Source organism: Streptomyces sp. FIT100, from assembly GCF_024584805.1.
Classification (GTDB): Bacteria; Actinomycetota; Actinomycetes; order Streptomycetales; family Streptomycetaceae; genus Streptomyces.
Map to the genome: position 1 here is coordinate 3,875,441 of NZ_CP075715.1, position 25,994 is coordinate 3,901,434.

Annotated in this window: 23 protein-coding genes and 1 tRNA gene; 16 read left to right on the plus strand and 8 right to left on the minus strand. The window is 70.9% G+C overall.

The window, feature by feature from the left end; all coding sequences use genetic code 11:
* Positions 1 to 18 precede the first annotated feature (18 nt).
* Positions 19 to 1,509 carry an aminopeptidase P family protein gene (locus KK483_RS17405; protein WP_262006137.1) on the plus strand — a complete coding sequence of 497 codons (1,491 nt, stop codon included), beginning with the start codon at positions 19 to 21 and terminating at the stop codon, positions 1,507 to 1,509.
* Between the two features lie 55 nt (positions 1,510 to 1,564).
* Here the strand turns inward: KK483_RS17405 and KK483_RS17410 are convergent, their stop codons facing one another.
* Positions 1,565 to 2,005: an ATP-binding protein gene (locus tag KK483_RS17410; protein ID WP_262006138.1), complete on the minus strand. Its 441-nt coding sequence runs from the start codon at positions 2,003 to 2,005 to the stop codon at positions 1,565 to 1,567.
* 370 nt (positions 2,006 to 2,375) lie between these two features.
* On the opposite strand from KK483_RS17410, the gene KK483_RS17415 reads away from it, so the two are divergent.
* The 10 genes from KK483_RS17415 (at position 2,376) to KK483_RS17460 (ending at position 13,719) form a co-directional block, all read left to right on the plus strand.
* On the plus strand, positions 2,376 to 3,212 hold the full coding sequence (locus KK483_RS17415; protein WP_262006139.1) for a hypothetical protein: 837 nt from the start codon (positions 2,376 to 2,378) through the stop codon (positions 3,210 to 3,212).
* Positions 3,213 to 3,340: 128 nt separating this feature from the next.
* Positions 3,341 to 4,126: a YcnI family protein gene (locus KK483_RS17420; RefSeq protein WP_262006140.1), complete on the plus strand. Its 786-nt coding sequence runs from the start codon at positions 3,341 to 3,343 to the stop codon at positions 4,124 to 4,126.
* Positions 4,127 to 4,216: 90 nt separating this feature from the next.
* Entirely contained in the window at positions 4,217 to 4,927 is a 711-nt protein-coding gene (locus tag KK483_RS17425) for an SCO family protein (protein ID WP_262006141.1), read from the plus strand.
* A gap of 53 nt (positions 4,928 to 4,980) precedes the next feature.
* Entirely contained in the window at positions 4,981 to 5,400 is a 420-nt protein-coding gene (locus tag KK483_RS17430) for a copper chaperone PCu(A)C (RefSeq protein ID WP_262009563.1), read from the plus strand.
* 22 nt (positions 5,401 to 5,422) lie between these two features.
* Positions 5,423 to 7,447, plus strand: coding sequence for a copper resistance protein CopC (locus KK483_RS17435; protein WP_262006142.1), 2,025 nt, complete (start codon positions 5,423 to 5,425; stop codon positions 7,445 to 7,447).
* An 8-nt stretch (positions 7,448 to 7,455) separates the two neighbouring features.
* Entirely contained in the window at positions 7,456 to 8,712 is a 1,257-nt protein-coding gene (efeB, locus tag KK483_RS17440; protein ID WP_262006143.1) for an iron uptake transporter deferrochelatase/peroxidase subunit, read from the plus strand.
* Between the two features lie 110 nt (positions 8,713 to 8,822).
* Positions 8,823 to 9,797 carry a prephenate dehydratase gene (gene pheA / locus KK483_RS17445; protein WP_262006144.1) on the plus strand — a complete coding sequence of 325 codons (975 nt, stop codon included), beginning with the start codon at positions 8,823 to 8,825 and terminating at the stop codon, positions 9,795 to 9,797.
* 730 nt (positions 9,798 to 10,527) lie between these two features.
* Positions 10,528 to 11,805, plus strand: coding sequence for a serine--tRNA ligase (gene serS / locus KK483_RS17450; RefSeq protein ID WP_262006145.1), 1,278 nt, complete (start codon positions 10,528 to 10,530; stop codon positions 11,803 to 11,805).
* A complete protein-coding gene (locus KK483_RS17455) occupies positions 11,802 to 12,602 on the plus strand; it encodes an HAD family hydrolase (RefSeq protein WP_262006146.1) in 801 nt (266 codons plus the stop codon). The genes serS and KK483_RS17455 overlap by 4 nt, the downstream gene beginning before the upstream one ends.
* A gap of 124 nt (positions 12,603 to 12,726) precedes the next feature.
* Entirely contained in the window at positions 12,727 to 13,719 is a 993-nt protein-coding gene (locus KK483_RS17460) for an IS481 family transposase (protein ID WP_262006147.1), read from the plus strand.
* A gap of 110 nt (positions 13,720 to 13,829) precedes the next feature.
* Here the strand turns inward: KK483_RS17460 and KK483_RS17465 are convergent.
* The 6 genes from KK483_RS17465 to KK483_RS17490 form a co-directional block, all read right to left on the minus strand.
* Positions 13,830 to 13,932 (minus strand) — tRNA-OTHER (locus KK483_RS17465).
* A gap of 286 nt (positions 13,933 to 14,218) precedes the next feature.
* Positions 14,219 to 14,506 carry a hypothetical protein gene (locus tag KK483_RS17470; RefSeq protein ID WP_262006148.1) on the minus strand — a complete coding sequence of 96 codons (288 nt, stop codon included), beginning with the start codon at positions 14,504 to 14,506 and terminating at the stop codon, positions 14,219 to 14,221.
* 122 nt (positions 14,507 to 14,628) lie between these two features.
* Positions 14,629 to 15,348 (minus strand): ABC transporter permease, encoded by a 720-nt coding sequence (locus KK483_RS17475; RefSeq protein ID WP_242338616.1) that lies wholly within the window; start codon positions 15,346 to 15,348, stop codon positions 14,629 to 14,631.
* A gap of 14 nt (positions 15,349 to 15,362) precedes the next feature.
* On the minus strand, positions 15,363 to 16,274 hold the full coding sequence (locus tag KK483_RS17480) for an ABC transporter ATP-binding protein (RefSeq protein WP_262006149.1): 912 nt from the start codon (positions 16,272 to 16,274) through the stop codon (positions 15,363 to 15,365).
* Positions 16,271 to 17,182 (minus strand): ABC transporter permease subunit, encoded by a 912-nt coding sequence (locus KK483_RS17485; protein WP_262006150.1) that lies wholly within the window; start codon positions 17,180 to 17,182, stop codon positions 16,271 to 16,273. Before KK483_RS17485 ends, KK483_RS17480 begins: the two co-directional genes overlap by 4 nt.
* Positions 17,179 to 18,180 carry an ABC transporter ATP-binding protein gene (locus KK483_RS17490; RefSeq protein ID WP_262009565.1) on the minus strand — a complete coding sequence of 334 codons (1,002 nt, stop codon included), beginning with the start codon at positions 18,178 to 18,180 and terminating at the stop codon, positions 17,179 to 17,181. The genes KK483_RS17485 and KK483_RS17490 overlap by 4 nt, the downstream gene beginning before the upstream one ends.
* Before the next feature lie 238 nt (positions 18,181 to 18,418).
* Between KK483_RS17490 and KK483_RS35520 the strand changes: the two genes are divergently transcribed.
* From KK483_RS35520 to KK483_RS17520, 5 genes are all read left to right on the plus strand, one after another.
* Positions 18,419 to 21,166, plus strand: a complete 2,748-nt coding sequence (locus KK483_RS35520) for an SDR family oxidoreductase (RefSeq protein ID WP_399014246.1) — start codon at positions 18,419 to 18,421, stop codon at positions 21,164 to 21,166.
* Positions 21,163 to 22,122 (plus strand): MerR family transcriptional regulator, encoded by a 960-nt coding sequence (locus KK483_RS17505; RefSeq protein WP_262006151.1) that lies wholly within the window; start codon positions 21,163 to 21,165, stop codon positions 22,120 to 22,122. Before KK483_RS35520 ends, KK483_RS17505 begins: the two co-directional genes overlap by 4 nt.
* Before the next feature lie 137 nt (positions 22,123 to 22,259).
* Positions 22,260 to 22,817 (plus strand): RNA 2'-phosphotransferase, encoded by a 558-nt coding sequence (locus KK483_RS17510; RefSeq protein ID WP_262006152.1) that lies wholly within the window; start codon positions 22,260 to 22,262, stop codon positions 22,815 to 22,817.
* A gap of 99 nt (positions 22,818 to 22,916) precedes the next feature.
* A complete protein-coding gene (locus KK483_RS17515; protein ID WP_262006153.1) occupies positions 22,917 to 23,864 on the plus strand; it encodes an LLM class flavin-dependent oxidoreductase in 948 nt (315 codons plus the stop codon).
* 103 nt (positions 23,865 to 23,967) lie between these two features.
* A complete protein-coding gene (locus tag KK483_RS17520) occupies positions 23,968 to 24,840 on the plus strand; it encodes a Cof-type HAD-IIB family hydrolase (protein WP_262006154.1) in 873 nt (290 codons plus the stop codon).
* Positions 24,841 to 24,893: 53 nt separating this feature from the next.
* Here KK483_RS17520 and KK483_RS17525 read toward each other — a convergent pair whose 3' ends face one another.
* Positions 24,894 to 25,943: a M23 family metallopeptidase gene (locus KK483_RS17525; protein WP_262006155.1), complete on the minus strand. Its 1,050-nt coding sequence runs from the start codon at positions 25,941 to 25,943 to the stop codon at positions 24,894 to 24,896.
* Positions 25,944 to 25,994: the final 51 nt, after the last annotated feature.

A 25,994-nucleotide genomic window follows, 5' to 3' on the forward strand; every position in this document is an offset into this window, starting at 1 on the left:
CAACAAGGAGGCGGACCCGTGGCCGATGAGCTCACCCCGGCTGTGTCAGATTCTGCTGCTGACGCAGCGGGCCCGGAAGAGACAGACGAACAGCCGATCAAGCAGCGCAAGAACGGGCTGTACCCGGGAGTGTCCGACGAGCTCGCGGAGAACATGAAGTCCGGCTGGGCCGACACCGAGCTGCAAGGACTCGAGCCGATCGCGCAGGCCGCGCACACCGCGCGCCGCCGCGCCGCGCTCTCCGCCCGCTTCCCGGGCGAGCGCCTCGTCATCCCCGCGGGCAACCTGAGGACCCGCTCCAACGACACCGAGTACGCCTTCCGCGCCTCCACCGAGTACGCGTACCTCACGGGCGACCAGACCCACGACGGTGTGCTCGTCCTGGAGCCCACGAAGGACGGCCACGAGGCGACGGTCCACCTGCTGCCGCGCTCCGACCGCGAGAACGGCGAGTTCTGGCTGGACGGCCAGGGCGAGCTGTGGGTCGGCCGCCGGCACTCGCTCGCCGAGGCCGAGCAGCTGCTGGGCATCCCGGCGAAGGACGTCCGCGAACTGCCGGAGCGGCTGCGCGAGGCGACCGGTCCGGTCCGCAACGTCCGCGGCCACGACGCGGGCATCGAGGCCGCCCTGACCGACAAGGTCACCGCGGAGCGCGACGAGGAGCTGCGTGTCTTCCTCTCCGAGGCGCGCCTCGTGAAGGACGAGTTCGAGATCGCCGAGCTCCAGAAGGCGTGCGACTCGACCACCCGCGGCTTCGAGGACGTCGTACGGGTCCTGGACAAGGCCGAGGCCACCAGCGAGCGCTACATCGAGGGAACGTTCTTCCTGCGCGCCCGCGTCGACGGCAACGACATCGGCTACGGCTCGATCTGCGCCGCGGGCCCGCACGCGACCACCCTGCACTGGGTGCGCAACGACGGCGCCGTGCGCCCCGGCGAGCTGCTGCTGCTCGACGCCGGCGTCGAGACCACCGAGCTCTACACCGCGGACGTCACCCGCACCCTCCCGATCAACGGCCGCTTCGACGAGCTCCAGCGCAAGATCTACGACGCGGTGTACGAGGCCCAGGAGGCCGGCATCGCCGCGGTGAAGCCGGGCGCCCCCTACCGCGACTTCCACGACGCCGCCCAGCGCGTCCTCGCCACCAGGTTGGTGGAGTGGGGGCTGCTCGGCGACCTGGACGTGGAGAAGGTCCTGGAGCTGGGGCTGCAGCGCCGCTGGACCCTGCACGGCACCGGCCACATGCTCGGCATGGACGTGCACGACTGCGCGGCCGCGCGCACCGAGACGTACGTGGACGCGACGCTGGAGCCGGGCATGTGCCTGACCGTCGAGCCTGGTCTGTACTTCCAGGCCGACGATCTGACCGTGCCCGCCGAGTACCGCGGCATCGGCGTCCGGATCGAGGACGACATCCTCGTCACGGAGGACGGCAACCGGAACCTGTCGGCCGCGCTGCCGCGCCAGGCCGACGAGGTCGAGGCGTGGATGGCCCGGCTCAAGGGCTGACGCGCCGCGCAGCGCCACACCGCGCATCGCGCCCGGACGGCGGAGGGCGCCCCGCTCAGCTGGTTCTGAGCAGGGCGTCCTCGCGCCATTTCAGCATCTTGTCGAAGCAGACCACCGCTCCGTGCCCCGGCCGGTTCCCGAAGCTGACGTGGTCGGCGAGCTGCTCGATGAGGCAGAGGCCGCGGCCGTGCTCCATGGCGAGCGCGGCGGTGGGGGGACGCCGGTCGGGGAAGCCCGGTCCGGAGTCCGCGACCTCGATACGGCACTTCTCGCCGTCGAGGTAGGCCGTCACCCGGTACGCCTCCGACGGAGGTCCGGCCCCCGGGTCCCCGCCGTGCTCGACGGCGTTGGCACACGCCTCGGTCAGCGCGACCGAGAGATCGTAGGAGATGTCGGGATCGACACCCGCGGTCTCCATCGTGCCGAGGAAGAGGCGACGGGCGAGCGGAACGCTCGCAGCCTCGCGCCGGAGATGGAGAGACCACCAGATGCTCATGCTCCAGCCTCCTGGCTGCGGCTCGACATACCGATACGTATTGCCGCAAGGCAGGGTTCGTAAGCGCCTGGTTGACGCGAGAGGCGTCAATGACCCTCGTTCGGCGGACGCGCATGTGGCGTACGCCGGTGTATGTCCGGCATACACGTCGTGTACCCCCGGGTACGCGCCCGGGTGTTCGGCGCACGCGGGTGCGCGTGAGGCACGCCGGGGTGCTTCTCCGGCCGCCTGCGCGGGGGCGTGTGGCGACGCGCGCGCCCGCCCGCCCGGAGCGGCGGGCGCCGGAAGCATCCGTACGAAGCGGACGGAAAAGTGATCTTCCGGACCTGCCGCTCGGCGGTGACGGGCGCAGTGCGATGATGGCCCGGCCATGTCTGCCCACCCGTCGGTCGCGTCCGCGACCGCACACGCCGGAGCCGGTCTACGGCTGCTGAGGGCCGCGGTGTTCGCCGCGGTCTGCGTCGTGCTGTCCGCGCTGGGGCACGTCCTGGCCGCGTGTGCGCCCGTCCCCTGGTGGACGCTGCTCGCGGGTTTCGTGATCGTTCTCGCGGTGGCGGCACCGCTCGCCGGGCGCGAGCGTTCGCTGCCGGTCATCGCCACCGCCCTGGCGGGCGGGCAGCTCACCCTGCACGTCCTCTTCGGCCTCGGCCAGCGGCACCTCACGGTGGCACCGCCCGCCGACGACGCGCTGATCAGGACGGCGGCGAAGCTCCTCTGCGGGGCGGGCGCCGCCTCGTTGAGCCCCGCCGACGCCCACCGGATCGTCGCGCGGGCCGGCATCGACCCGGCGGGCATCGCCCACTCCGGGCATCAGCACACGGCGGGCGCCGGCGCCGCCGATGCCACCGCGACCGCGACCGCTTCCGGAGCCGCCGGGGTGCTGCCGGACGTTCCGATGATGCTGGGCCATCTGCTGGTCGCGCTGGCCACCGGCTGGCTGCTGCGCCGCGGCGACGTGGCGCTGTCACGGCTGGTGCGGCTCTCGGCGGAGGGCGCCACCGAGATCGCCGAGGGCGCGCTCGTACGTGCCCTGCGCGCCGCCCTCGTTCTCGTACGCACCCTGATCGCCGGACTGCCCGGCGCGCCCGGCGCCGTCCCGCGCCCCGTCCGTACGGACTTCGACACCCCGCCGCCGCCCGCGACGGGGGCACTCCAGCACTCGGTGATCAGGCGCGGCCCGCCGGCCGCCCTCGCTCTCGCAGCCTGAACGCGACCCACTCGACGGCATACGACGGGAGTGGTGTCGCGGCGTCCGTGCGCATCCCCGCACGGACGGTCACCTCACCCTTTCCGATCAAGCTTCCAGCTTGCCGCTTCCGTGGAGTGTTCCCTGCCATGAACAACTTCTCTCGTCTCGCCGCCGCGGGCGTCGTCGCCGCCTCCTCCGTGCTGCTCCTCTCGGGCACCGCCTTCGCGCACGTCAGCGTGCAGCCGCAGGGCGAGGCCGCCAAGGGCGGCTACGCCACGGTCAACTTCAAGGTCCCCAACGAGCGCGACAACGCCTCGACGGTGAAGCTCGAGGTCACGGTCCCCGCCGAGCACCCGCTCTCCTCCGTGATGCCGCAGCCCGTCCCGGGCTGGAAGGCCGAGGTCACCAAGACCAAGCTGGCCAAGCCGCTCACGGTGCACGGCAAGCAGATCACCGAGGCCGTCTCCAAGATCACCTGGACCGCGGACGGCGGCAAGATCGCTCCGGGCCAGTTCCAGCAGTTCCCCGTCTCGCTCGGGCAGCTGCCCGAGAACGCCGACCAGCTCGTCTTCAAGGCCCTCCAGACGTACGACAACAAGGAGGTCGTGCGCTGGATCGAGGAGCCGAAGGAGGGTGCGGCCGAGCCGGAGCACCCGGCGCCCGTCCTCACCCTCTCCGAGGCGACAGGTGACCACCACGGCGGCGGCGCCAGCGACGCCAAGAGCGAGGACGCGGCGAAGGCCAAGGGCGGCGAGGCCGAGCACGGCGACGACCACACCGCCGAGGCCGCGGCCGAGGCCGGCAGCACCGGGGCCGCGGCCCACGCCGACGCCACCGACACCACCGCCCGCGTCCTGGGCGTCCTGGGCATCGTCGCGGGTGCCGCCGGAGTCGCGTTCGGCGTCCTGGCCGGCCGCCGCCGCTCCGCCTGACGGCCGGCAGCGCCACCAGCACAGGAGCCGGAGCCGGCGTCCGCAGCAGCGCCGGCTCCGGCACGCAACACCCCTGAGAGAGAACCCCACATGACCATCGACAAGACCGACGAACGGCCCCGCCCGTCGCGGCGCGCCCCGCTCATCGCGGTGGCCGCCGCCGGGGCGGCGCTGGCCGTCGTTGCAGGCTTCGCCCTCACCCAGGGCGACGACAGCACCGGATCCGCGACGGGCGGCGCCGTCGCCGACGTCTCCACCCAGCCCAGGACCGGGGCGGCGACCGTCCTGGACCGCCCCTTCGAGAAGCCCGACCTCGTCCTGACGGACACCAAGGGCCGGACGTACGACCTCCGCGAGCAGACCAAGGGCAAGCCGACGCTGATCTACTTCGGCTACACACACTGCCCGGACGTCTGCCCGCTGACGATGAGCAACATCGCCATCGCCAAGAAGCAGCTCCCCAAGGCCGACCAGGACAAGCTCCAGGTCGTCTTCGTCACCACCGACCCCGAGCGGGACACCCCCGCCGAGCTCGGCAAGTGGCTGCCCGCCGCGGGCGATCCGTCCTTCGTCGGCCTCACCGGCGATTTCGCGACCATCCAGGCGGGCGCCCGCCGGATCGGCATCGGCATCGACCCCGCGACGAAGGACGCCAACGGCAAGGTCGTCTCCATGCACGGCGCCCAGGTGGTCGCCTTCTCCCCCACGACCGACCAGGGCTACGTCCTGTACGGGGAGAGCACGACCATGGAGGACTACGCGAAGGACCTGCCGAAGCTCATCAAGGGGGAGAACCCGTGAGCCGCCGCGCCACCCCCCTCAGCACCTCCCTCGCCACCTCCCTCGCCGCGGTGATGGCCCTGACCGCGGGCCTGACGCTGGTGGGCTGCTCGTCCGGGAGCGAAGGGCCCGAACTCACGGTCAGCGGTGCGTTCATGCCGCAGCCCGTGGGCGACATGGCGGGCGGCTTCCTCACCGTCAGCAACAAGGGCGACGCGGCGGACAAGCTCACCTCCGTCACGAGCCCTCTCTCGGACGACGTCCAGATCCACGAGACCAAGGACCAGAAGATGCGGCAGGTGACGTCCTTCGACATACCCGCCCATGGAGAGCTGGCCCTGGAACGCGGTGGCAACCACATCATGTTCATGGAGATCAAGCAGCAGCCGAAGGTCGGCCAGCAGGTCACCGTGGAGCTGCACTTCGAGAAGGCCGACCCCATCACGGTCGAACTGCCGGTGAAGGACCGCACCTACAACCCGCAGCACCACTGAGGGATCGAGGGACTGACACATCATGACGGCCACCGCCCCGCGCCTCGGACCCGCGACCGCGACCCCCGTGCGACTGCTGCTCGTCACGGCGACGCTGCTCACGCTGCTCGGCACCGTGCTCTCCGGCACGGCGAGCGCGCATGCCGCGCTGACCGGGAGCAACCCGAAGGACGGGGCGGTGCTGGCCACCGCCCCCAAGGACGTCACGCTCACCTTCTCCGAGCAGGTCGCCATGGGGAACGACTCGATCCGGGTGCTCGACCCCAGCAGCAAACGGGTCGACACCGGTGAGCTCCAGAACCTGTGCAGCGGAAACATCATCAAGTACGGCGTCGCGCTGCACGCCGGCCTGCCCGACGGCACGTACACCGTCGCCTGGCAGGCCGTCTCCGCCGACAGCCATCCGGTCGCCGGGGCGTTCACGTTCTCCATCGGCGCCCCCTCCTCGACGGCGGTGGAGCTGCCCGAGGAGGAGGCCGGCGGCGGACTCGTCGGCACGCTGTACGGCATCGCGCGCTACGCGGCGTACGCGGGATTCATCGTGCTCGTCGGCGGCGCCGCGTTCCTCCTCGCCTGCTGGCCGCGCGGCGCGGGCGAGCGGCCGATGCAGCGGCTCGTCGTCCACGGCTGGCTGACGCTCACCGCGGCGACCCTGGCGATGCTGCTGCTGCGCAACCCGTACACCGGCTCGGGGGAGTTGGCGGACGCGCTCGATCTGGGCGGGCTGAAGGCCGTACTGGAGACCAAGATCGGGGCGGCCCTGGTGTCCCGGCTGCTGCTGCTCGGAGCGGCCGCGCTGTTCGTGGCGGTGCTGTTCGGGGCGTACGCGAAGCGCGCCGTCGGCGGTGGGGATGCCGGCGGCGTGGACGCCGCGGACGCCGGTGAGGGCGCGAAGGAGACGAGCGACCTCACCTTCGGGCTCGCCGTCGGCGGAACGGTCGTCGCGGCCGGCATCGCGGCCACCTGGGCGCTCTCCGAGCACGCGTCGACCGGCATCCAGCCGACCGTCGCGGCGCCCGTTGACGTCCTGCATCTGCTGGCCGTGGCCGGCTGGCTCGGCGGACTCGTGGCGGTGCTGGTCGCGCTCTACCGGACGCCGTCCGTCGAGCGAACGGCCGTACTCCGCTTCTCCCGCATCGCGTTCGTCTCGGTCGTGGTCCTCGCTCTGACCGGGCTCTACCAGTCCTGGCGCCAGGTCGGTTCCTGGTCCGCGCTGACCGGCACGGCCTACGGCCAACTGCTGCTGGTCAAGGTGGGCTTGGTCGTCGTGCTCGTCGGCGTCGCCTGGATCTCACGGCGGTGGACGGCTCAACTGGCCGAGTCCGCGGCCCCGGAGGCGAACGCGGAGGCCGAGGCGGAGACCAAGGCCGAGGGTCTCGCGTCGGACGACGAGGAGGCGGACGCAGGGGCCGACGCGGGGGCCGACCCGGAGTCCGACCCGGAGTCCGATGTGCCCGCGGGCTCCGAGCGTGCCGCCCAACTCGCCCGCCAGAAGGCGGCGGTGGCGACGGCCCGGCGAAAGCGGGTGAGGGACGCCGACCCCGCCCGTACCGGACTGCGCCGCTCGGTCCTCGCCGAGGCCGGCATCGCCGTCGTCCTCCTCGCCGTGACCACCGTCCTGACGTCGACCGAGCCGGGGCGTACGGAGGAGGAGGCCGCCCGCGCGAACGGCGGGGCCCAGGAGGCGGCGGCCGTGCCCGACCGGCCGGTCGACTTCACGCTGCCCTTCGACACGGGTGGCAGCACGGACGGCAAGGGCACCGTCCGGCTGAGCATCGACCCCGGCCGGTCCGGTGCCAACACCCTGCACGTGTGGGTGAACCGGCCCGATGGGCGCCCCCTGGACATCCCCGAGGTGAAGGTCGCCTTCACCCTCACCGCCGAGCAGATCGGCCCGCTCCCCGTCGTGCCGGACCGCATCGCGACCGGCCACTGGAGCGCCAACTCGATCCAGATCCCGCTGCCGGGCGAATGGCAGATCCAGATCACCGTACGGACGTCCGACATCGACCAGACGACCGTCGACAAGAACGTCAAGATCGGCTGACGACACCCATGAACGACAACACCACCAGCCAGGTCGAGATCTCGCGGCGCCGGCTGCTCGGCACCGTCGGCGCAGCCGGGGCGGCGGGGCTGGCCATCGGTGCGGCGGGCGGAGCAGTGGCGCACGCTTCCACCACGGACGCCCCGGCGACGGCGCTGACGACCGTCGGCTCGACCGAAGTGATGTTTCACGGGAAACATCAGCCCGGGATCACCACGCCCCTCCAGTCCCGCGGCCATCTCGTCGCCTTCGACCTGGCCGCGGCGGCGGGCCCGGCCGCCCGCAAGGACGCCGTCGCGCTGATGCGCCGCTGGTCGGCAACGGCGTCCCGGCTCATGGCGGGCGAACCGGCCGCCGACGGCGACTCGGGCGTCGCCCTGGACGCGGGCCCCTCCTCGCTGACCGTCACCTTCGGCTTCGGCCGCACCTTCTTCGACCGTACGGGCCTGGCCGCGCAGCGCCCCGTCGCACTCGACCCGCTGCCCGCCTTCTCCTCCGACCGGCTGGACCCACGGCGCTCCGAGGGCGATCTCTGGGTGCAGATCGGCGCGAACGACGCGCTGGTCGCCTTCCATGCGCTGCGCGCGATCCAGAAGGACGCCGGCAAGGCGGCCCGGGTGCGCTGGCAGATGAACGGCTTCAACCGCTCGCCGGGCGCGACCGCGCACCCCATGACCGCGCGCAACCTGATGGGCCAGGTCGACGGCACTCGCAATCCCAAGCCGTCCGAGCCCGACTTCGACCAGCGGATCTTCGTAGCGGCCGAGGGCCGGCCCGGCTGGATGGCCGGCGGCTCGTACGCCGTTGTCCGCAGGATCCGGATGCTGCTCGACGACTGGGAGCGGCTGTCCGTTCCGGAGCAGGAGCTGGTGATCGGCCGACGGAAGTCGGACGGCGCCCCGCTCACGGGCGGCAGCGAGACGACCGAGCTCGATCTCGACAAGACCGGCCCCGACGGGAAGCTGATCGTTCCGGACAACGCTCATGCCCGGATCTCGGCCCCCGAGCAGAACGGGGGCGCGGCGATGCTGCGGCGCCCGTACTCCTTCCACGACGGAATCGCCGCCGACGGCACACCGGACGCCGGGCTGCTCTTCATCTGCTGGCAGGCCGACCCGCTCAAGGGCTTCGTGCCGGTGCAGCGCAAACTCGACCGGGGCGACGCGCTGTCCACGTTCATCCGCCACGAGTCCAGCGGCCTCTTCGCCGTGCCGGGTGGTCCGAAGAGCGGCGAGTACGTGGGTCAGCGGCTGCTCGAATCCTGACGGGAGACGTGAGGGGAACGAGCGGCCGTCGTGGTGGTCATGGTGGTGGTCATCGTGGTGGGAAACGCGACGGGATTCGCGACAGGCGGGAGCGCACTAGGGTGACGAGTATGTCCGCCACGCGCTACACCTACCTCGGCCCCGAGGGCACCTTCACCGAGGCCGCCCTGCGCACGCTCCCGGAGGCCGCGACACGCGAGCTCGTGCCGATGGTGTCCGTTCCGGCCGCGCTCGACGCCGTGCGCAACGGGGAGGCCGCGGCCGCGCTCGTACCGATCGAGAACTCGGTGGAGGGCGGTGTCACCGCGACCCTCGACGAGCTGGCGTCCGGCGAGCCGCTGATGATCTACCGCGAGGTGCTGCTGCCGATCGCCTTCGCGCTGCTCGTACGGCCGGGCACCAAGCTGTCGGACGTGAAGACGGTGACCGGTCACCCGGTCGCCCAACCGCAGGTACGGAACTGGCTGCGCGCCCATCTGCCCGACGCCCTGTGGGAGTCGGCGGCGTCGAACGCGGACGGCGCGCGGCTGGTTCAGGAAGGCCGGTTCGACGCGGCCTTCGCGGGGGAGTTCGCGGCGGCCACGTACGGACTCGAACCGCTGGTCACCGAGATCCACGACGCGGAGAACGCGGAGACACGCTTCGTGCTGGTCGGCCGCCCGGCCCGGCCCGCGGCCCCGACCGGGGTGGACAAGACATCGGTGGTCATCTGGCAGCGCGACGACCATCCGGGCGCTCTGCTGGAGCTGCTCCAGGAGTTCGCGGTGCGCGGGGTCAACCTGATGCTGCTCCAGTCACGACCGACGGGTGCGGGAATCGGGAACTACTGCTTCGCGATCGACGCCGAGGGCCATATCGCGGACCGGCGGGTCGGCGAGGCGCTGATGGGGCTCAAGCGGATCTGCCCGAAGGTGCGGTTCCTCGGGTCGTATCCGCAGGCGGGCGTGGACACGGCTGCCGCGGCGGAGCAGGGGCAGGGGCAGGGGCAGGGAAGCGGTGGACGCGCCCTGCGGCCCGGGACCTCGGACGCGGAGTTCGTGGACGCGGCGGAATGGCTGGCCCGCTGCCAGGACGGCCGGGCGTAAGCAGCCGCGCGTAGCAGCCGGAGCTGGGGCGACCGGGCCGGCAGCCGGCTCCTGACAGCCGCTGCGGTGCGGTGTCGCCACTGCGGGCGCATGGGCCACCCCACCCGTCGGCGTGAACGCGGCCCTGCGGGGCGACGGCCGGGCGTAACCCCACGTTTTCTTTTTCCGTGCCCTGGACGGTTCCGTCCGCGCGATCTTCCTACTTTCCGTTACCCACAGAGTTATCCACAGGGCTGCTTCTCGACCTGGGGACAAGTCGACAACACAAGCCGACATGGTAGACAAATCGGTTCACTCACCCCGCAAGTGTCCACAGCACCCCGCGTCGTCCGTGTCAGCTCAATTCCTTTGATCAACTCTTTGGAGCGAGAAGCAATGAGGAATTCCCACTCGAATGAGCACCAAGGTCGGGTTTGGGACGAGAATCCTCAGACCACCGGGCGACATTCGGAATGATCAATTCCGTAGTCCACAGATCATTCGCACACCCTGTGGATAACTCCCCGAAGCGTCCCGCTCCTGTGGACAACGGCCGCCGACTTCCGCACCCCACACGGGAAAGCGGTCAACGAGAGGCGGCACTTGCCCCATTTCGGCGACCGGCACCCATTCCTTGACAGATGTCGATCCGGATTTACCGCGACTTTCCTCAAGTCGGGCATTTAGGGCAAAGTGACACGCAACCAATATCAACTGGGGAGCGGGGAGTCCGCACCGGTAGCCTGGTGGGGTGATTGACCTTCGCCTGCTCCGTGAGGACCCCGACCGTGTTCGCGCCTCCCAGCGCGCCCGTGGAGAGGACGTCGCACTCGTCGACGCCCTGCTCTCCGCCGACGAGCGGCGCAGGTCGTCGGGCGTCCGCTTCGACGAACTCCGCTCCGAGCAGAAGTCGCTCGGCAAGCTCATCCCCAAGGCGTCCCCGGAGGAGCGCGCCGAGCTGCTGAAGCGGGCCGAGCAGCTGAAGACCGACGTCAAGGCCGCCGAGGCCGAGCAGAACGACGCCGACGAGGAGACCCGCCGGCTCCTGCTCCAGCTGGGCAACCTGGTCCACCCGGACGTCCCGGTCGGCGGCGAGGAGGACTTCGTCGTCCTGGAGACGCACGGCACGATCCGCGACTTCGGCGCCGAGGGCTTCGAGCCCAAGGACCACCTGGAGCTCGGCGAGGCGCTGGGCGCGATCGACGTCGAGCGCGGCGCGAAGGTCTCGGGCTCGCGCTTCTACTACCTGACGGGCGTCGGCGCCCTGCTGGAGCTGGCGCTCGTCAACGCCGCGATCGCGCAGGCGACGGATGCCGGCTTCATCCCGATGCTGACCCCGGCGCTGGTCCGCCCGCGCGCCATGGAGGGGACGGGCTTCCTCGGCCAGGCCGCGGAGAACGTGTACCACCTGGAGAAGGACGACTTCTATCTCGTCGGCACGTCCGAGGTCCCGCTCGCGGCGTACCACATGGACGAGATCCTCGACGCCGACAAGCTCCCGCTGCGGTACGCGGGCTTCTCGCCGTGCTACCGCCGCGAGGCCGGTACGTACGGCAAGGACACGCGTGGCATCTTCCGCGTCCACCAGTTCGACAAGGTCGAGATGTTCTCGTACATCGACCCGGACGACGCCGAGAACGAGCACAAGCGGCTCCTGGAGTGGGAGAAGCAGTGGCTGACCGGCCTGGAGCTGCCGTTCCAGGTGATCGACGTGGCGTCCGGCGACCTCGGTGCCTCCGCCTCGCGCAAGTACGACTGCGAGGCGTGGATCCCGACCCAGGGCAAGTACCGCGAGCTGACGTCGGCGTCGAACTGCGACGGCTTCCAGGCGCGCCGGCTGTCGGTACGGATGCGGGAGGGCAAGCAGGTCAAGCCGCTCGCGACGCTGAACGGCACGCTGTGCGCCGTGCCGCGCACGATCGTGGCGATCCTGGAGAACCACCAGCTGGCGGACGGTTCGGTGCGCGTACCCGAAATGCTGCGGCCCTACCTGGGCGGCCGTGAGGTTCTGGAGCCGATCGCCAAGTGAGTTTTCCGTACCGCCTGGTCGCGACGGACCTCGACGGAACGCTGCTGCGCTCCGACGACACCGTCTCGGAGCGCACACGCGACGCGCTCACCGCCGCCGCGGCGGCGGGCGCCGCGCACATCGTCGTGACCGGGCGTGCCGTCCCGTGGACCCGGCACATCCTGGACGACCTGGGCTACCAGGGGCTGGCCGTCTGCGGGCAGGGTGCGCAGGTCTACCACGCGGGTGAGCACAAACTGCTGACGTCGGTGACCCTGGACCGGCAGCTGGCCGGGCTCGCGCTGGCGAAGCTGGAGGCGGAGGTCGGCCCGCTGGCGCTCGCGGCGAGCCGGGACGGACTCGACGGCGAGGTCATCGCGGGCCCGGGCTACCAGGTCCAGGAAGGTCCGCTTCCGATCCGGTCGTTCACCGACCCGGGCGAGCTGTGGGCGGCCCCGCTCAACAAGGTCTACATCCAGCACCCCGAGCTCGACGACGACACCCTCGCGCGCATCGCGCGCCAGACGTCCGGCGGCCTCGTGGACGTGGTCATGGCAGGGGCCGGCATCGTCGAGATCCTCCCCCTGGGACTGAGCAAGGCGACCGGCCTCTCCCTGGCGGCCCGCCGGCTCGGGATGAAGTCCTCGCAGACGATCGCGTTCGGCGACATGCCCAACGACATCCCGATGTTCGCCTGGTCCGCCCACGGCGTGGCCATGGCCAACGCCCACGACGACCTCAAGGCAGTGGCCCACGAGATCACGGCCTCGAACGAGCACGACGGCATCGCGGTGGTGCTGGAGCAGCTGCTGCCCTAGGTGTACTGCCCAGCCAGGTTGGTCGAGTTTGTGTGACGACACGGTCTGAATCTGTGAGATGGGGAAGGCCTCCGGTTGTGGAGTGGAGCTGTCGAGGAACCGCTCCGCCAACCAGGAGGCCTTCGTGTCTCACGCTAACGCTGCTTTGACTCCCCGTGCCCGTCTTCGGCTGGCGCGTCTGATTGTCGATGACGGCTGGCCGGTCGCCCGTGCGGCCGAACGCTACGACGTGTCCTGGCCGACCGCCAAGCGGTGGGCCGACCGTTACGCCGAGTCCGGGCCGGTGGCGATGGCTGACCGGTCCTCCCGGCCGCACCGCAGTCCTGCCCGAACACCGCAGCCGCTGGTCCGCAAGATCGTGCACCTGCGCTGGAAGCAACGTCTGGGCCCGGTCCAGATCGCCGGACGGCTGGGCATGCCCGCCTCCACCGTCCACGCAGTCCTGACCCGCTGCCGGATCAACCGCCTGTCCCACATCGACCGCGCCACCGGCGAGCCGGTCCGCCGCTACGAGCACGATCATCCCGGCGCAATGCTCCACATCGACGTCAAGAAGCTCGGGAACGTGCCCGACGGCGGCGGCTGGCGCTACGTCGGACGCGTCCAGGGCCGCAAGAACCGTGCCGCAACACCCGACAAGCCCCGCAACAAGTACCGAGGACCGCTACTGGGAACCGCGTTCGTCCACACCGTCATCGACGACCATTCCCGCGTCGCCTACGCCGAGATCCGCGACGACGAGATGGCCGCCACCGCGGTCGACGTCCTGCGGCGCGCGGTAGCCTGGTTCGCCGCCCGAGGGGTGACCATCGAGCGGGTCCTCACCGACAACGGCTCGGCCTACCGCTCCCGGCACTGGACACAAGCCTGCACCGAGCTCGGCATCACACCGAAGAAGACCCGCCCCTACCGGCCACAGACCAACGGCAAGGTCGAACGCTTCCACCGCACCCTCGCCGACGGCTGGGCCCTCGGCCGCTTCTACCCCAGCGAATCAGCCCGCCGTAAAGCCCTGCCAGCCTGGCTCCATCACTACAATCACCACCGCCCCCACACCGCGACCGGCGGCAAACCACCCATCACCAGGTTGACCAACGTCCCCAGGCAATACACCTAGGGCATGTTCGTGCCGTGCGGGCGGGCGGGTCGTGCCGTGCCGTGCGGGCGTACGGGTCGTGCCGGTACGGCGTACTGGTACTGGTCGTGCCGCCCGTTTCACGGGCGTCGCGGAGGATGCGCGGATCGAACGCGCGCGGGGCTGACCCCGACGACGACCTGCTGCTGATCAAGCACAGCGCAAGCCGCTGCCTTACCACTCGGCCAATCCTCCGGGAGGGCGGCCCGCGCGAATGCGCGCTCGAAGCGGCCGCCCGGGCAGCTGCCGTGCGGTGGCTCGACGGAGTCCGATGATTACTCCGAAGCCTGTCGCGCGCTGCCCTGCTGGGAGCTCGACGGACTCGTACTCACGTGATCGCCGCGCCCCTCCCCGGTCTCGGACGACGTCGTCTCGAACATCGCCGTATCGAACGTCGTCGGTGAACCTCGTCGCACGTTTGCGCGACTACCTCAACTACTCTGCCCGGCCGAGCGGTTCGGGGCCACTGAATTTCGGTCGTTCAGTCCTGACCGCCCTTACGGCGCCGGCGCCACCACCGCCTGGGCGCCCGGCTCCAGAACCAGCCGGCCGGCGGCTCGTCCGAGCGCCACGGCTGCGGCTCGGGCGCGGAGATGCGCCACCGAGCGGCGAGCATACGGGCCCGTGCGGACGGCTCGGCGGTCTCCGCGGCCCGTATGAAGTCCTGGTCGAGGACGGCCTCGTCCCAGGACTCCGCCCCCGGTGTCGCCCCCTGCTCAGGACCCGATTCAGGACCCGGCTCGGGCCCAGGCCCGGGCTCCTCGGCCATGGCGGCGCCTCCTCTCGTCCCTCTGTCCAGTGTCCACACCCGCCGTCAAAGGCGCGTGAGGACGGGAACGCCCCGGGAGGGGGACCTCCCGGGGCACGATCGGGGCCGGTTGCGAGGACCCGCTACTCCTCGCCCGCCAGCGTCAGCGTCCTCAGCTTCTGACCCGCGTACCCCGTGGCCAGCAGCGTCACGCCCGCCAGCAGCGCCACCGCCAGCGGCAGCCCCACGTCCGAGGCGATCATCCCTTCGCCGCCGATCTTCTCGGCGAGCGCCAGTGACCACTGCTGCACGCTGAGCGTCCGCGCGCCGGGCACCAGGCTGCCGAATAGCGTCTCCCACACCAGCGCGTAGACCAGCCCGATCACGACCGCGTGCCGGCTGACCGTGCCGAGCAGCAGGAACAGCGCGCTGTACGCGATCGACGCGACCAGCGCCGCCACCGTGTACGCCACGGCGATCTGCTGACCGTTGCCGTTCAGGATCAGCCCCGCCAGCAGTGTGGGGATCGCGGAGAAGGCCATCGTGACGGCGATCGCCACGATCAGTTTGGTGATGATGATCGTCGGCCGCTTCACGGGCTTGGCGAGCAGATAGACGATCGATCCGTCGTCGATCTCGGGGCCGATGGCGCCCGTACCGGCGATCACACCGATCAGGGGCACCATCGTCGCGATGGCGAAACCGCCCAGCACATCGGCGGCGACCTGGTCGTCCACCCCGTTGAAGGCCCGCACCACGGCCGCGATGAGCAGCAGCAGCCCCGGGAGGACGAAGAGGATCGCCGCCCGGCGACGGCCGAGGAGGGCCCGGTAGGTGAGCCGGGCGACTGTCGGGTTGTACATGTCGAAGGCTCCTTTCAGGCCGCAACGAGGTAGGAGAAGACGGATTCGAGGGACTCGTCCGACGGCGAGACCGTCAGGAGCCGGATCGAGTGCTCACGGGCGACCTTCGGCAGCAGCTCCGTGAAGCGCCCGAAGTCGACCGCCTGGATGCGCAACGCGCCCTCCTGCAGATCGACTTCGATACCGGCGGTCGACGGGTCAGCGATCAGCGCGGCGGCGAGCGCCCGGTCGTCGCTGGAGCGCACCAGGTACCGGTGCGGCCGGTCCGTCATCAGCCGGCGGATCCTGCGGAAGTCGCCGCTCGCGGCGTGCCGACCCGCGACGATCACCTCGATGTGTGAGGCGAGTTGCTCGACCTCCTCCAGGATGTGGGACGAGAACAGCACCGTACGGCCCTCGTCGCCCATCCGCCGGAGCAGCTCCATCAGCTGCATGCGCTGGCGCGGGTCCATGCCGTTGAAGGGCTCGTCGAGGAGCAGGACGCTCGGCTCGTGCACGAGTGCGGACGCCATCTTGACGCGCTGGCGCATTCCCTTGCTGTACGTCGCGATCTTGCGATCCTGCGCGTACTCCATCTCCACCGTGGCCAGCGCGCGCTGGGCTTCCCTCGCGCCCAGTCCGTGCAGTTCGGCGTTGGCGACGACGAACTCCCGCCCTGTCAGGAAGTCGTACATCGCCTCGCGCTCGGGCACGACGCCGATCTGCCGGTACACCCCTTCGTTGCGCCAGATCGCCTGCCCGTCGAGGGTGACGGTGCCCGTGGAGGGGGCGAGAAAACCACCCATCATGTTGATGAGCGTGGACTTGCCGGCTCCGTTGGGGCCGAGGAGTCCGGTGACACCCGGGCCGATCGTCATGGTCACGTCGTTGACGGCGACCACGTTGCCGAACCAGCGCGAGGTGTGGTCGATGTTGATCGTGGTCACAGCCCGACCTTTCGGTAGCGGCGCATCAGGACGCCGTACGAGCCGGCGATGAGCGCGAGGACGGCCAGCAGATAGACCACGCCGGTGCCCGTGCCGGGGCCGTGCCCGCCGGGGAAGGACGAGGTGGCGCCGAGGAAGGCGGTCTGCACTCCGTCGATGAGCGTGATGGGCGAGAAGAGCCCGAGCCACTGCACCGCGTCGCCGGAGCCGGTCGAGTCCGCGATGGCCTGGATCGTGGACACCGCCCCGTAGCTGATGGTGAGGGCGGCGATGACGGCGGCGACTCCGAAGCCGCGCCGCGGGGTGAGCGCCGCCATGACGAGTCCGATGCCCCCGAAGAGCAGCGAGAGGAGCGCCACGGAGACCAGCCCCTGTGCGAAGCCCTTGCTCTGGTCGGTGAAGTCCATCTTCGCCAGCAGCGAGCCGACGTAGAGGATCAGCAGGGGTGCCGCGGTGAGGACGAACAGCGCCGAGGCCATCGCGCCGAACTTGGCGAGCACGTAGTCGATGCGCTCGATGGGCCGCGAGAAGTACAGCGGCACGGTCTTGAAGCGCAGGTCCCGGGAGACGGACTGCGGTGCCTGGGCTGCAAGGAAGAGGCCGATGACCGCCTGAGTGACGATCGCGTAGCGCGTGTAGTCGAGCGGCAGTTCCTTCAGCTTGGTGGCGACCGCGACGGCGACGATGATCGCCGCGGGCAGGCACATCACCGCGAAGAGGATCATCGGCAGCACCTTGGACTTGGTACTGCGGCCGAGTCCGTACGCACCGCGCAGGGACTGCGAGTAGAGCGAGCGGCGGGCGTAGGCCCGGCCGAGCCGTGCGCCGTCGTAGTTGCGGTAGCCGATGTTGTGGATCCGCGTGGTCTCGGCACGGGCCGCGCCGGCACGGGTTGTCTCGGTGGTCATCGGACCGGCACCTCCGTGGGCTGGGCCTGTGCCTGGGCCTGGGTCTGTGCCTGGGCCTGGGCCGCGGTCTCCGGGCGGAAGACCTCCGCGATGTGGTGGCGGCGCTGTTCCATGCGTACGAGTCCGAGGCCGAGCGCGGCGACGGTGTCGCGGACGGTGTCGTACGTCTCCTCGCCTGTCGCCTCCAGCAGCAGGATGTGGCCTGCCCCGGGCAGGCCCTCCTCGACGCCGTCGTGCAGCGTGATACCGGCCGCCGCGAGGGCCTCGCGGAGCGCCACCGTCCCGTCCGGGTGGGCGTCGCTGTCGGTGACCTCGACCGCCAGGGTCGTCGTGATCTTGGTGAAGTCGCTGGTGGAGCTGGAGCGCAGCAGCGTGCCGCCGTCCACGACCACGACGTGGTCGCAGGTGCGCTCCAGCTCGCCGAGCAGATGGGAGGTGACCAGGACCGAGATGCCGAAGTCGGTGTGGACGCGGCGGATCAGGCCGAGCATCTCGTCGCGGCCGACCGGGTCGAGGCCGTTGGTCGGCTCGTCGAGGAGGACCAACTGGGGGTCGTGGACCAGGGCCTGCGCGAGCTTGACGCGCTGCTTCATGCCGGTCGAGTAGCCGCCGATGGGGCGGTACCGCTCCTCGTAGAGGCCGACGTGGCGCAGCGTGTCGGCGGTGCGTTCGCGGGCCGCGGTCGGCGGGAGGCCCGACATGCGCGCCATGTGGACGACGAACTCGGTGGCCGAGACGTCGGGCGGCAGGCAGTCGTGCTCGGGCATGTAGCCGACGCGCTCGCGGATGGCGGCACCGGAGGTGGCGACGTCGAGGCCGAGCACCTCGGCGCGGCCCTCCGTGGCCGGGGACAGACCCAGCAGGATCTTGATCAGTGTGGACTTGCCGGCCCCGTTGGCGCCCACGAGTCCGGTCACGCCGGGCCCGATGTCCAAGGAGAGCCGGTCAAGCGCGGTCACCCGGGGGAACCGCTTGCTCAGGCTTTCGGTCACGATCACAGTCACGCTACGACGGTAGTGGCGCGCACCACACCGGGCGTCAGCCCTGGCGGTTGGATTCGCATCCGACTCCAGACGTACGGACCCGTAGGGGGCCCCGCCCGAGGAGGACGGAGTTGTGCACAGAAGCGGGGTTGTCCACAGGCTGGTGCGCGACCCTTGACGCCGCCGCCGGGCATTGTCACATTCATCAGTGTCACGTTACGAGCACGGACCGCACATGGGACGGACGGGTGGCATGACCTCAGCACCGAGTGGCACGACCTCGGCAGCGAGCGGCACGACCTCGGCAGCACTGGGTGAACGGACCGCGGAGCTGCGGGGGTTCCGGGAAGCGCAGCGCCTGGCCTATGACTGCGCGGAGGCGGTCGCGGCGCAGCTCAAGCCCGGGGTGACCGAGCGCGAGGCGGCGCGGATGCAGCGCGACTGGCTGCGTGAGCGCGGGGTGCGCGACTGGTTCCATCTGCCGTTCGCCTGGTTCGGGGACCGCACGGCCTTCGCCGGCTTCCGGATACCGCTCCAGTTCTTCCCGACCGACCGGAGGCTGGAGGCGGGGATGCCTTTCATCCTCGACATGGCCCCGGTGTACGAGGGCTTCACCGCCGACATCGGCTACTCGGGCTGTCTCGGGCCCCACCCACTGCACGACAAGCTGCTCTCCGATCTTCGGGCGCACCGCGAGCTGATCCTGCGCGAGGTGCGCGAGCGCCGCTCGCTCCGGGAGGTCTACGAGGACGTGGACCGCCTGATGGTCAGGCAGGGGTATGCCAACCGGCATCGCGCGTATCCCTTCGGGGTCATCGCCCACAAGGTCGACCGGGTCAGGGAGCGCCGCTGGTCGCCGACGCTCTTCGGATTCGGCACCCAGTCGCTGAAGGGGCTTGCGAGCGATGCCCTGCACGGCCACCGGGAGGGATGGTCGCCGCTCTGGTCGCCGTACAGGTTCTCCGACCATCCGCCGCAGCCGGGACTCTGGGCGGTCGAGCCGCACCTGGGATTCCGCGGCACGGGCGCGAAGTTCGAGGAGATCCTGGTCGTCACCGACTCCCGGGACCCGGAGCAGAGTGGACGACGATCTGCCGCATGTGCGGCGCTGGGCCGAGGAGGAGGTCGCATGAGCATGGGGAGCGAGGGCACGGCGAGCGAAGGCGCGGGGACCGACGGCACCGGCACCGACGGCAGCAGCACCGACGGCACCGGCACCGACGGCGCGCGTGAGCGGTGGGTGCGCACCGGCGGGGTCGAACTGTGCGTGACCGAATCGGGGGACGCCGCGCAGCCGACCGTCGTGCTCGTGCACGGCTATCCGGACTCCAAGGAGGTCTGGTCCGAGGTCGCGGCCAGGCTGGCCGAGCGCTTCCACGTCGTCCTCTACGACGTGCGCGGTCACGGCCGCTCGACGGCACCGGTGCCGTTGCGGGGCGGCTTCACGCTGGAGAAGCTGACGGACGACTTCCTGGCGGTCGCGGACGCGGTCAGCCCGGACCGGCCGGTGCACCTCGTCGGCCATGACTGGGGGTCGGTGCAGTCGTGGGAGTTCGTCACGGTGAAGCGGACCGAGGGCAGGATCGCCTCGTTCACCTCGATGTCAGGCCCCTCGCTCGACCACTTCGGGCACTGGATCAAGGAGCGGATGAGCCGCCCGACCCCGCGCCGCGTCGGCCAGCTCCTCGGCCAGGGCGCCAAGTCCTGGTACGTGTACATGCTGCATACGCCCGCACTGCCCGAGCTGGCCTGGCGCGGGCCGCTCGGCAAGCAGTGGCCGAAGATCCTCCAGCGGGTGGAGAAGGTGCCCACCGTCGACTATCCGACCTCGTCGCTCCCTTCGGACGCCGCGCACGGCACCTGGCTCTACCGGGACAACGTGCGCGCCCGGCTGCTCCGTCCCCGCCCCGATGCGTATGCGCACGTTCCGGTCCAGCTGATCACACCGACCGGCGACGCCTTCCTCTCCGAGCGGCTCCATGACGATCTGGGCCGGTGGGCACCGCAGTTGGTGCGCCGGACACTGCCGGCAAAGCACTGGGTGCCACGCACCCGCCCGGACCAACTGGCCGCGTGGATCTCCGAGTTCGTGACGTCCAATGAGGACACCGCCGGGGGTGCCGGAGCGGCCCTGGCGATCCGGGCGGTCCGGGAGAGCCCCGCCCCCGGTCCGTACGCCGAGCGGTTCGGCGGACAGCTGGTGCTGGTGACGGGCGCGGCCAGCGGCATCGGGCGGGCCACGGCCTTCGCCTTCGCGGAGGCGGGCGCGCGGATCGTCGCCGTCGACCTGGACGCGGAGGGGGCGGCCCGGACGGCGGAGATGGCCCGGCTGATCGGCGCCCCGGCGGCCTGGGGCGAGGCGGTGGACGTCGGCGACGAGCAGGCGATGGAGAAGCTCGCCGGGAAGGTCGCCGGTGAGTACGGCGTCGTGGACGTGCTGGTCAACAATGCGGGGATCGGGCTCTCCGGCTCGTTCTTCGACACGACGAGCGAGGACTGGCGCAAGGTCCTCGACGTCAATCTGTGGGGTGTGATCCACGGCTGCCGGATCTTCGGCAGGCAGATGACCGGGCGCGGTCAGGGCGGCCATATCGTCAACATCGCCTCGGCTGCCGCGTACCAGCCGTCGAAGGCGCTTCCCGCGTACTCCACTTCGAAGGCTGCGGTGCTGATGCTCAGCGAATGCCTGCGGGCGGAGCTGGCCGGTCAGGACATCGGCGTCTCCGCCATCTGCCCGGGCTTCGTGAACACGAACATCACGGCGACCGCGCGCTTCACCGGGGTCTCCGACGAGGAGCAGAAGCGCCGCCGGAAGAAGTCCTCCCGGCTGTACGGGCTGCGCAACTACCCGCCGGAGAAGGTCGCCGACGCGGTATTGCGCGCCGTCGTGAGGAATCAGGCGGTGGTCCCCGTGACACCGGAGGCCCGCAGCGCCCGCCTCCTGTCCCGCTTCACGCCCGGGGCCCTGCGTGCGATAGCCCGGCTGGAGCCACCGCTGTGAGCGGGCACGCGGAGCCGGCGGCCGAGTACCGGACCGAGTACCGCATCGAGGACCTGGCGCATCACAGCGGCGCCACGGTCCGGACGATCCGCGCCTACCAGGACCGAGGGCTGCTGCCCAGGCCGGAGCGGCGCGGCCGGTCCAATGTGTACGGGGACACGCATCTGGCACGGCTGCGGCAGATCGCCGATCTGCTGGACCGGGGATACACCCTGACCTCCATCAAGGAGCTGCTGGAGGCATGGGACGCGGGGCGGGGGCTCGGCGGGGTCCTCGGACTGGTCGCCGAGGTCCAGGGCCCGTGGACCGACGAGGTCGCGGACCGGATCTCCCGGGAGGACCTGGAGGCGACGTTCGGCGGCAAGCCCGACGAAGAGGCCATCGCCGAGGCGGTGGAGCTCGGCGTGCTGGAGCGCATCCCGGGCCGGGACGACGAGTTCCTGGTGCCCAGCCCCCAGGAGCTGGCCGTGGCCGCCGAGTTGTATGCGGCGGGCGTGCCGTTGCCGGCAATATCGGGTCATCTGAGGGAACTTCGCGGGCAGGTGGAGCACATAGCCACCCGTTTCCTGGAGTTCACCACCGAGCATGTCTTCGCGCGCTACCTCGGCCACCGGCCGCCGACAGACGCGGACGCGGCGGAGGCGGCGACGATGGTACGGAGGCTGCGACCGCTCGCCCAGCAGACCGTGGACGCCGAACTGGCCAGGGCCATGCGGACGTTCGCCACCCGGCACCTGCAGCACCATCTGGGCGCGGAGGGCCCGCCTGCCCCCAGCGACCAGCGGCGCCGTGTGGCACTGCCCGTCACGACGATCGATGCCGTACAGCGGCTGGTTGGCCCTGAGCATGTGGCGATGTTCATCGCGGCCGCCACCGAACGGGAGCTGCATGCAAGGACATTGGACGCACTCACGACAATTCACGAGGAATCGGAAGAAGTTGATCAAATACGCTGATCCTTCCGAGGATTGTCCACAGGATCGCCAATTCCCCTTGTGGATAACGAACTTGGCTGTGGATCAAACATGTGGATCACCATCGCCGGGATGAAAATCGCGTGGCGGTGCGCTGACGACGGCGGGACTCTGGTGGCATGGACGAAACACGCACCGACGAAAGACGCACCGTCAAGGTGTCGAAGTACCTCTCGAAGCATCTGCGGCATCAGCCCGAGCGGATCGGGATCACTCTGGACGAGAACGGCTGGGTCGCGATCGACGAGCTGATGCGTGCGGCGGCCGCGCACGGCTTCCGCTTCACCCGGGCCGAGCTCGACCATGTCGTCGCCGTCAACGACAAGCGGCGCTTCACGATCGACGGCACCCGGATCCGGGCCAACCAGGGCCACACCGTCGAGGTCGACCTGGACCTGCCGGCCGCCGAGCCTCCGGCGTACCTCTACCACGGCACGGCCGCCCTCAGCCTGGACGCGATCCGCGCCGAGGGCCTGCGCCCGATGGCGCGCCACCATGTCCACCTCTCACCGGACCGGGAGACCGCCACCCGCGTCGGCGCCCGCCGGGGCCGCCCGGTCGTCCTCTCCGTGGACGCGGGCGCGATGCACCACGCGGGCCATGTCTTCCACGTCAGCGCCAACGGCGTGTGGCTCACGGACGCGGTTCCGCCGGAGTTCCTGCGCTTCCCCGGTTGAGCGGTGCGGGGACGCGGGGACCGGGGAGCCGCGACGGGGAGCCCCGGCAGGAAGCCGCGGCAGGAAGGCTTCCCACGGCCGCACCGTACGCTGGAGCGCATGACGTCTCCTCTGCGCCTCAGCACCGTGATCCTTCCCGTGCACCGCTGGAACGAGGGAGGCCGGGCGCTCTGGCAGCGAGCCGAGGAGCTGGGTTTCCACGCCGCGTACACGTATGACCACCTGGCCTGGCGGACCTTCCGGGACGGACCGTGGTTCGGTGCCGTGCCCACCCTCACCGCCGCCGCGGCGGCCACCGGCACCCTGCGCCTGGGCACCCTGGTGACCTCCCCGAACTTCCGGCACCCGGTCACGCTCGCCAAGGAACTGATCACCCTCGACGACATCTCCGGCGGCCGTGCCACCCTCGGCATCGGCGCCGGCGGCAACGGCTTCGACGCGACCACCCTGCTGAAGGGCGACGAGGAGCCCTGGACGCCGCGCGAGCGTGCGGACCGGTTCGGTGAGTTCGTCCCCCTGCTGGACAAGCTGCTGCGCGAGCCGGCCGGGACGACGCACGAGGGCCGCTTCTACTCCGCGACCGAGGCACGGAACGTCCCCGGCTGCGCCCAGCGGCCCCGGCTCCCCTTCGCCGTCGCCGCCACCGGCCCCCGCGGTCTGAAGCTCGCGGCCCGGTACGGGCAGGCATGGGTGACGACCGGCGACCCGAAGCTGTACGAGGCGGGCACCCCGGAGCAGTCCGTCGAGGCCGTCGCCGGACAGCTCACCAAGCTGGGCAAGGCGTGCGCCGAGACCGGACGGGACGCGGCGGAGCTCGACAAGATCCTGCTCACCGGCTTCACCCCGGACTTCAACCCCGCCACCGCCGCGCCCCGGCAGGGCCGTCCGCTGGACTCCCTCGCCGCCTTCGTCGACTTCGCGGGCCGCCACGCCGAGCTGGGCTTCACCGAGATCGTCGTCCACTGGCCCGTCGCGGATTCCGTCTTCGGCGCCGACCAGCAGGTCTTCGAGAGGGTCGCGACCGAGGCCCTGGCACAGCTGCGCTGACCCCCCGAACCGGAGAGGGGCGCGATTACTCCACGTCAGGGGGCGTGCACTCAAATGTGCACCCCCCTGCACCGCCGTGCGCCTGATACGGGAGAATGCGGGGGTGACCTCTGCCAACGATCCTCTGCCGCTCCTCGCCAACGTCCGGCTGATCGCCACCGACCTCGACGGCACCCTGCTGCGCGACGACAAGTCCGTCTCGGACCGCACCGTCGCGGCGCTCGCCGCCGCCGAAGAGGCCGGCATCGAGGTCTTCTTCGTCACCGGCCGCCCGGCCCGCTGGATGGACGTCGTCAGCGATCACGTCCACGGCCATGGCCTCGCCATCTGCGCGAACGGCGCCGCCGTGGTCGATCTGCACGCCGGCGGCAGGCTGATCCAGGCCCGCCCGCTGGAGCGGGCGACCGCGCTCGATGTCGTCAGGACGCTGCGCGAGGCGGCGCCCGGCACCTCGTTCGCCGTCGAGCTGAGCACCGGAATCCACTACGAGCCGGAGTACCCGCCCTTCCACCTCGACCCGGGCGCCACCGTCGCCACCGCCGAGAAGCTGCTCAACGAGGACGGCCCCGACTCCGGCGCCCCCGTGCTCAAACTGCTCGCCCACCACGCGCAGCTCACCCCCGACGGCTTTCTCGACCTGGCCCGCGTCGCCGCCGGCCACCTCGCCTCGTTCACCCGGTCCAGCCCGACCGCACTGCTGGAGGTCAGCGGTCCGGGGGTGTCCAAGGCTTCCACGCTCGCACTGTGCTGCGCCCAGCGCGGTATCTCGTCGGACGAGGTCGTGGCCTTCGGGGACATGCCCAACGACGTCGAGATGCTGACCTGGGCGGGCACGTCGTACGCGATGGGCAACGCCCACCCGGACGTGATCGCCGCCGCCTCCGGCCGGACCGTCGCCAACAACGAGGACGGCGTCGCGGTCGTCATCGAGCGGATCCTCGCCGCGCGCGAGGACGGGCCGGCCCGGACGTCGTAACCGGCCCGGAGGTCGCCCGGTGCGGGTGGCATGACCTGTGCGGCCGATGGTCGTCAGCCCAGTTGGACGCCGCGCTCGGCCAGCCAGGCCACCGGATCCACCGCGGACCCGTAGTACGGGGTGAGCCGCGCCTCGAAGTGCAGATGCGGCCCCGTCGAGTTCCCGGTCGTACCCGCCTGCCCGACCCACTGGCCGGTGCTGACGAGTTCACCCTGGTCGACGGTGACCGCGGCGAGGTGGGCGTACTGCGTGTACCAGCCGCCCGCGTGCTCGACCACGACCTCCATGCCGAAGGCTCCGCCGCAGGAGACCGAGACCACCCGGCCCTCACCCACCGACCGCACCGGTGCGCCGATGCCGACGGCGAAGTCCTGTCCCGTGTGCCGGTGCGACCACCGGCCGCCCGCGCTGTCGTACCCGGCCGACAGCGTGTAGTACTCCACAGGCGACACCCAGTTGGGACCCGCTTCCAGCGGCGGCTGGTCGAGCCGATCCGCTCCGGAGCACTCCCCGGCCGCCGCACTGCGGTTGGCCTCCCCCTGGAGCATCCACTGCGCCGACTCCAGCTTGGTCTCGATGCCCTGCTTCTGCCAGGCCAGCCTCGATGTGCGCTCCTCAAGGCGGAGCCAGGCGGCGCGCGCCCGCTCCTCCGCCCTGCTGGCCCGGTCCTCGGCCTTCTCGGTCTGGTCGAGCAGCCGGTTCACGGCGAGGTCCGCCTGCCACGCCAGCTGCCAGCCGCGCATCATCTCGTCGGGGTCGTCGGCGAGCAGCAGCTTGGCCGTGATCGCCAGGGAGCCGCCCGACCGGTACTGGGCGCGGGCGACGGCCCCGATCTTGTTGTGCAGCCCTTCGAGTTCACTGCGCCGTTCGGCCAGCCGCTGCTGGAGCCGCTCGGTACGGGCGCGCTCGATCTCCGATGCGTGCAGACCGCGCTCGTACGACGCGGTGGCCTTCGCCACCTCGTCATAGAGGCGGAGCACCTCGGATCCGACGGTGGGCCCGTCGTTGGCGGCGGCCGGTGATGCCGGGAGGACCAGCAGCAGGCACAGCAGAGGCACGAGCATCAGCCGGTGCCGGCGCCGGTCGCGGTGTTGGTGGCCCATTCTCGGATCTTCACACCGGATTTGCCCGATTCGCAGCATTTAGTCGGTGTC

Coding starts and splice junctions, on each gene's coding strand:
- KK483_RS17410 (WP_262006138.1), bottom strand. CDS start 2,005: ATGAGCATCTGGTGGTCTCTCCATCTCCGGCGCGAGGCTGCGAGCGTT.
- KK483_RS17415 (WP_262006139.1), top strand. CDS start 2,376: ATGTCTGCCCACCCGTCGGTCGCGTCCGCGACCGCACACGCCGGAGCC.
- KK483_RS17420 (WP_262006140.1), top strand. CDS start 3,341: ATGAACAACTTCTCTCGTCTCGCCGCCGCGGGCGTCGTCGCCGCCTCC.
- KK483_RS17425 (WP_262006141.1), top strand. CDS start 4,217: ATGACCATCGACAAGACCGACGAACGGCCCCGCCCGTCGCGGCGCGCC.
- KK483_RS17430 (WP_262009563.1), top strand. CDS start 4,981: ATGGCCCTGACCGCGGGCCTGACGCTGGTGGGCTGCTCGTCCGGGAGC.
- KK483_RS17435 (WP_262006142.1), top strand. CDS start 5,423: ATGACGGCCACCGCCCCGCGCCTCGGACCCGCGACCGCGACCCCCGTG.
- efeB (WP_262006143.1), top strand. CDS start 7,456: ATGAACGACAACACCACCAGCCAGGTCGAGATCTCGCGGCGCCGGCTG.
- pheA (WP_262006144.1), top strand. CDS start 8,823: ATGTCCGCCACGCGCTACACCTACCTCGGCCCCGAGGGCACCTTCACC.
- KK483_RS17470 (WP_262006148.1), bottom strand. CDS start 14,506: ATGGCCGAGGAGCCCGGGCCTGGGCCCGAGCCGGGTCCTGAATCGGGT.
- KK483_RS17475 (WP_242338616.1), bottom strand. CDS start 15,348: ATGTACAACCCGACAGTCGCCCGGCTCACCTACCGGGCCCTCCTCGGC.
- KK483_RS17485 (WP_262006150.1), bottom strand. CDS start 17,182: ATGACCACCGAGACAACCCGTGCCGGCGCGGCCCGTGCCGAGACCACG.
- KK483_RS35520 (WP_399014246.1), top strand. CDS start 18,419: ATGACCTCAGCACCGAGTGGCACGACCTCGGCAGCGAGCGGCACGACC.
- KK483_RS17510 (WP_262006152.1), top strand. CDS start 22,260: ATGGACGAAACACGCACCGACGAAAGACGCACCGTCAAGGTGTCGAAG.
- KK483_RS17515 (WP_262006153.1), top strand. CDS start 22,917: ATGACGTCTCCTCTGCGCCTCAGCACCGTGATCCTTCCCGTGCACCGC.
- KK483_RS17525 (WP_262006155.1), bottom strand. CDS start 25,943: ATGGGCCACCAACACCGCGACCGGCGCCGGCACCGGCTGATGCTCGTG.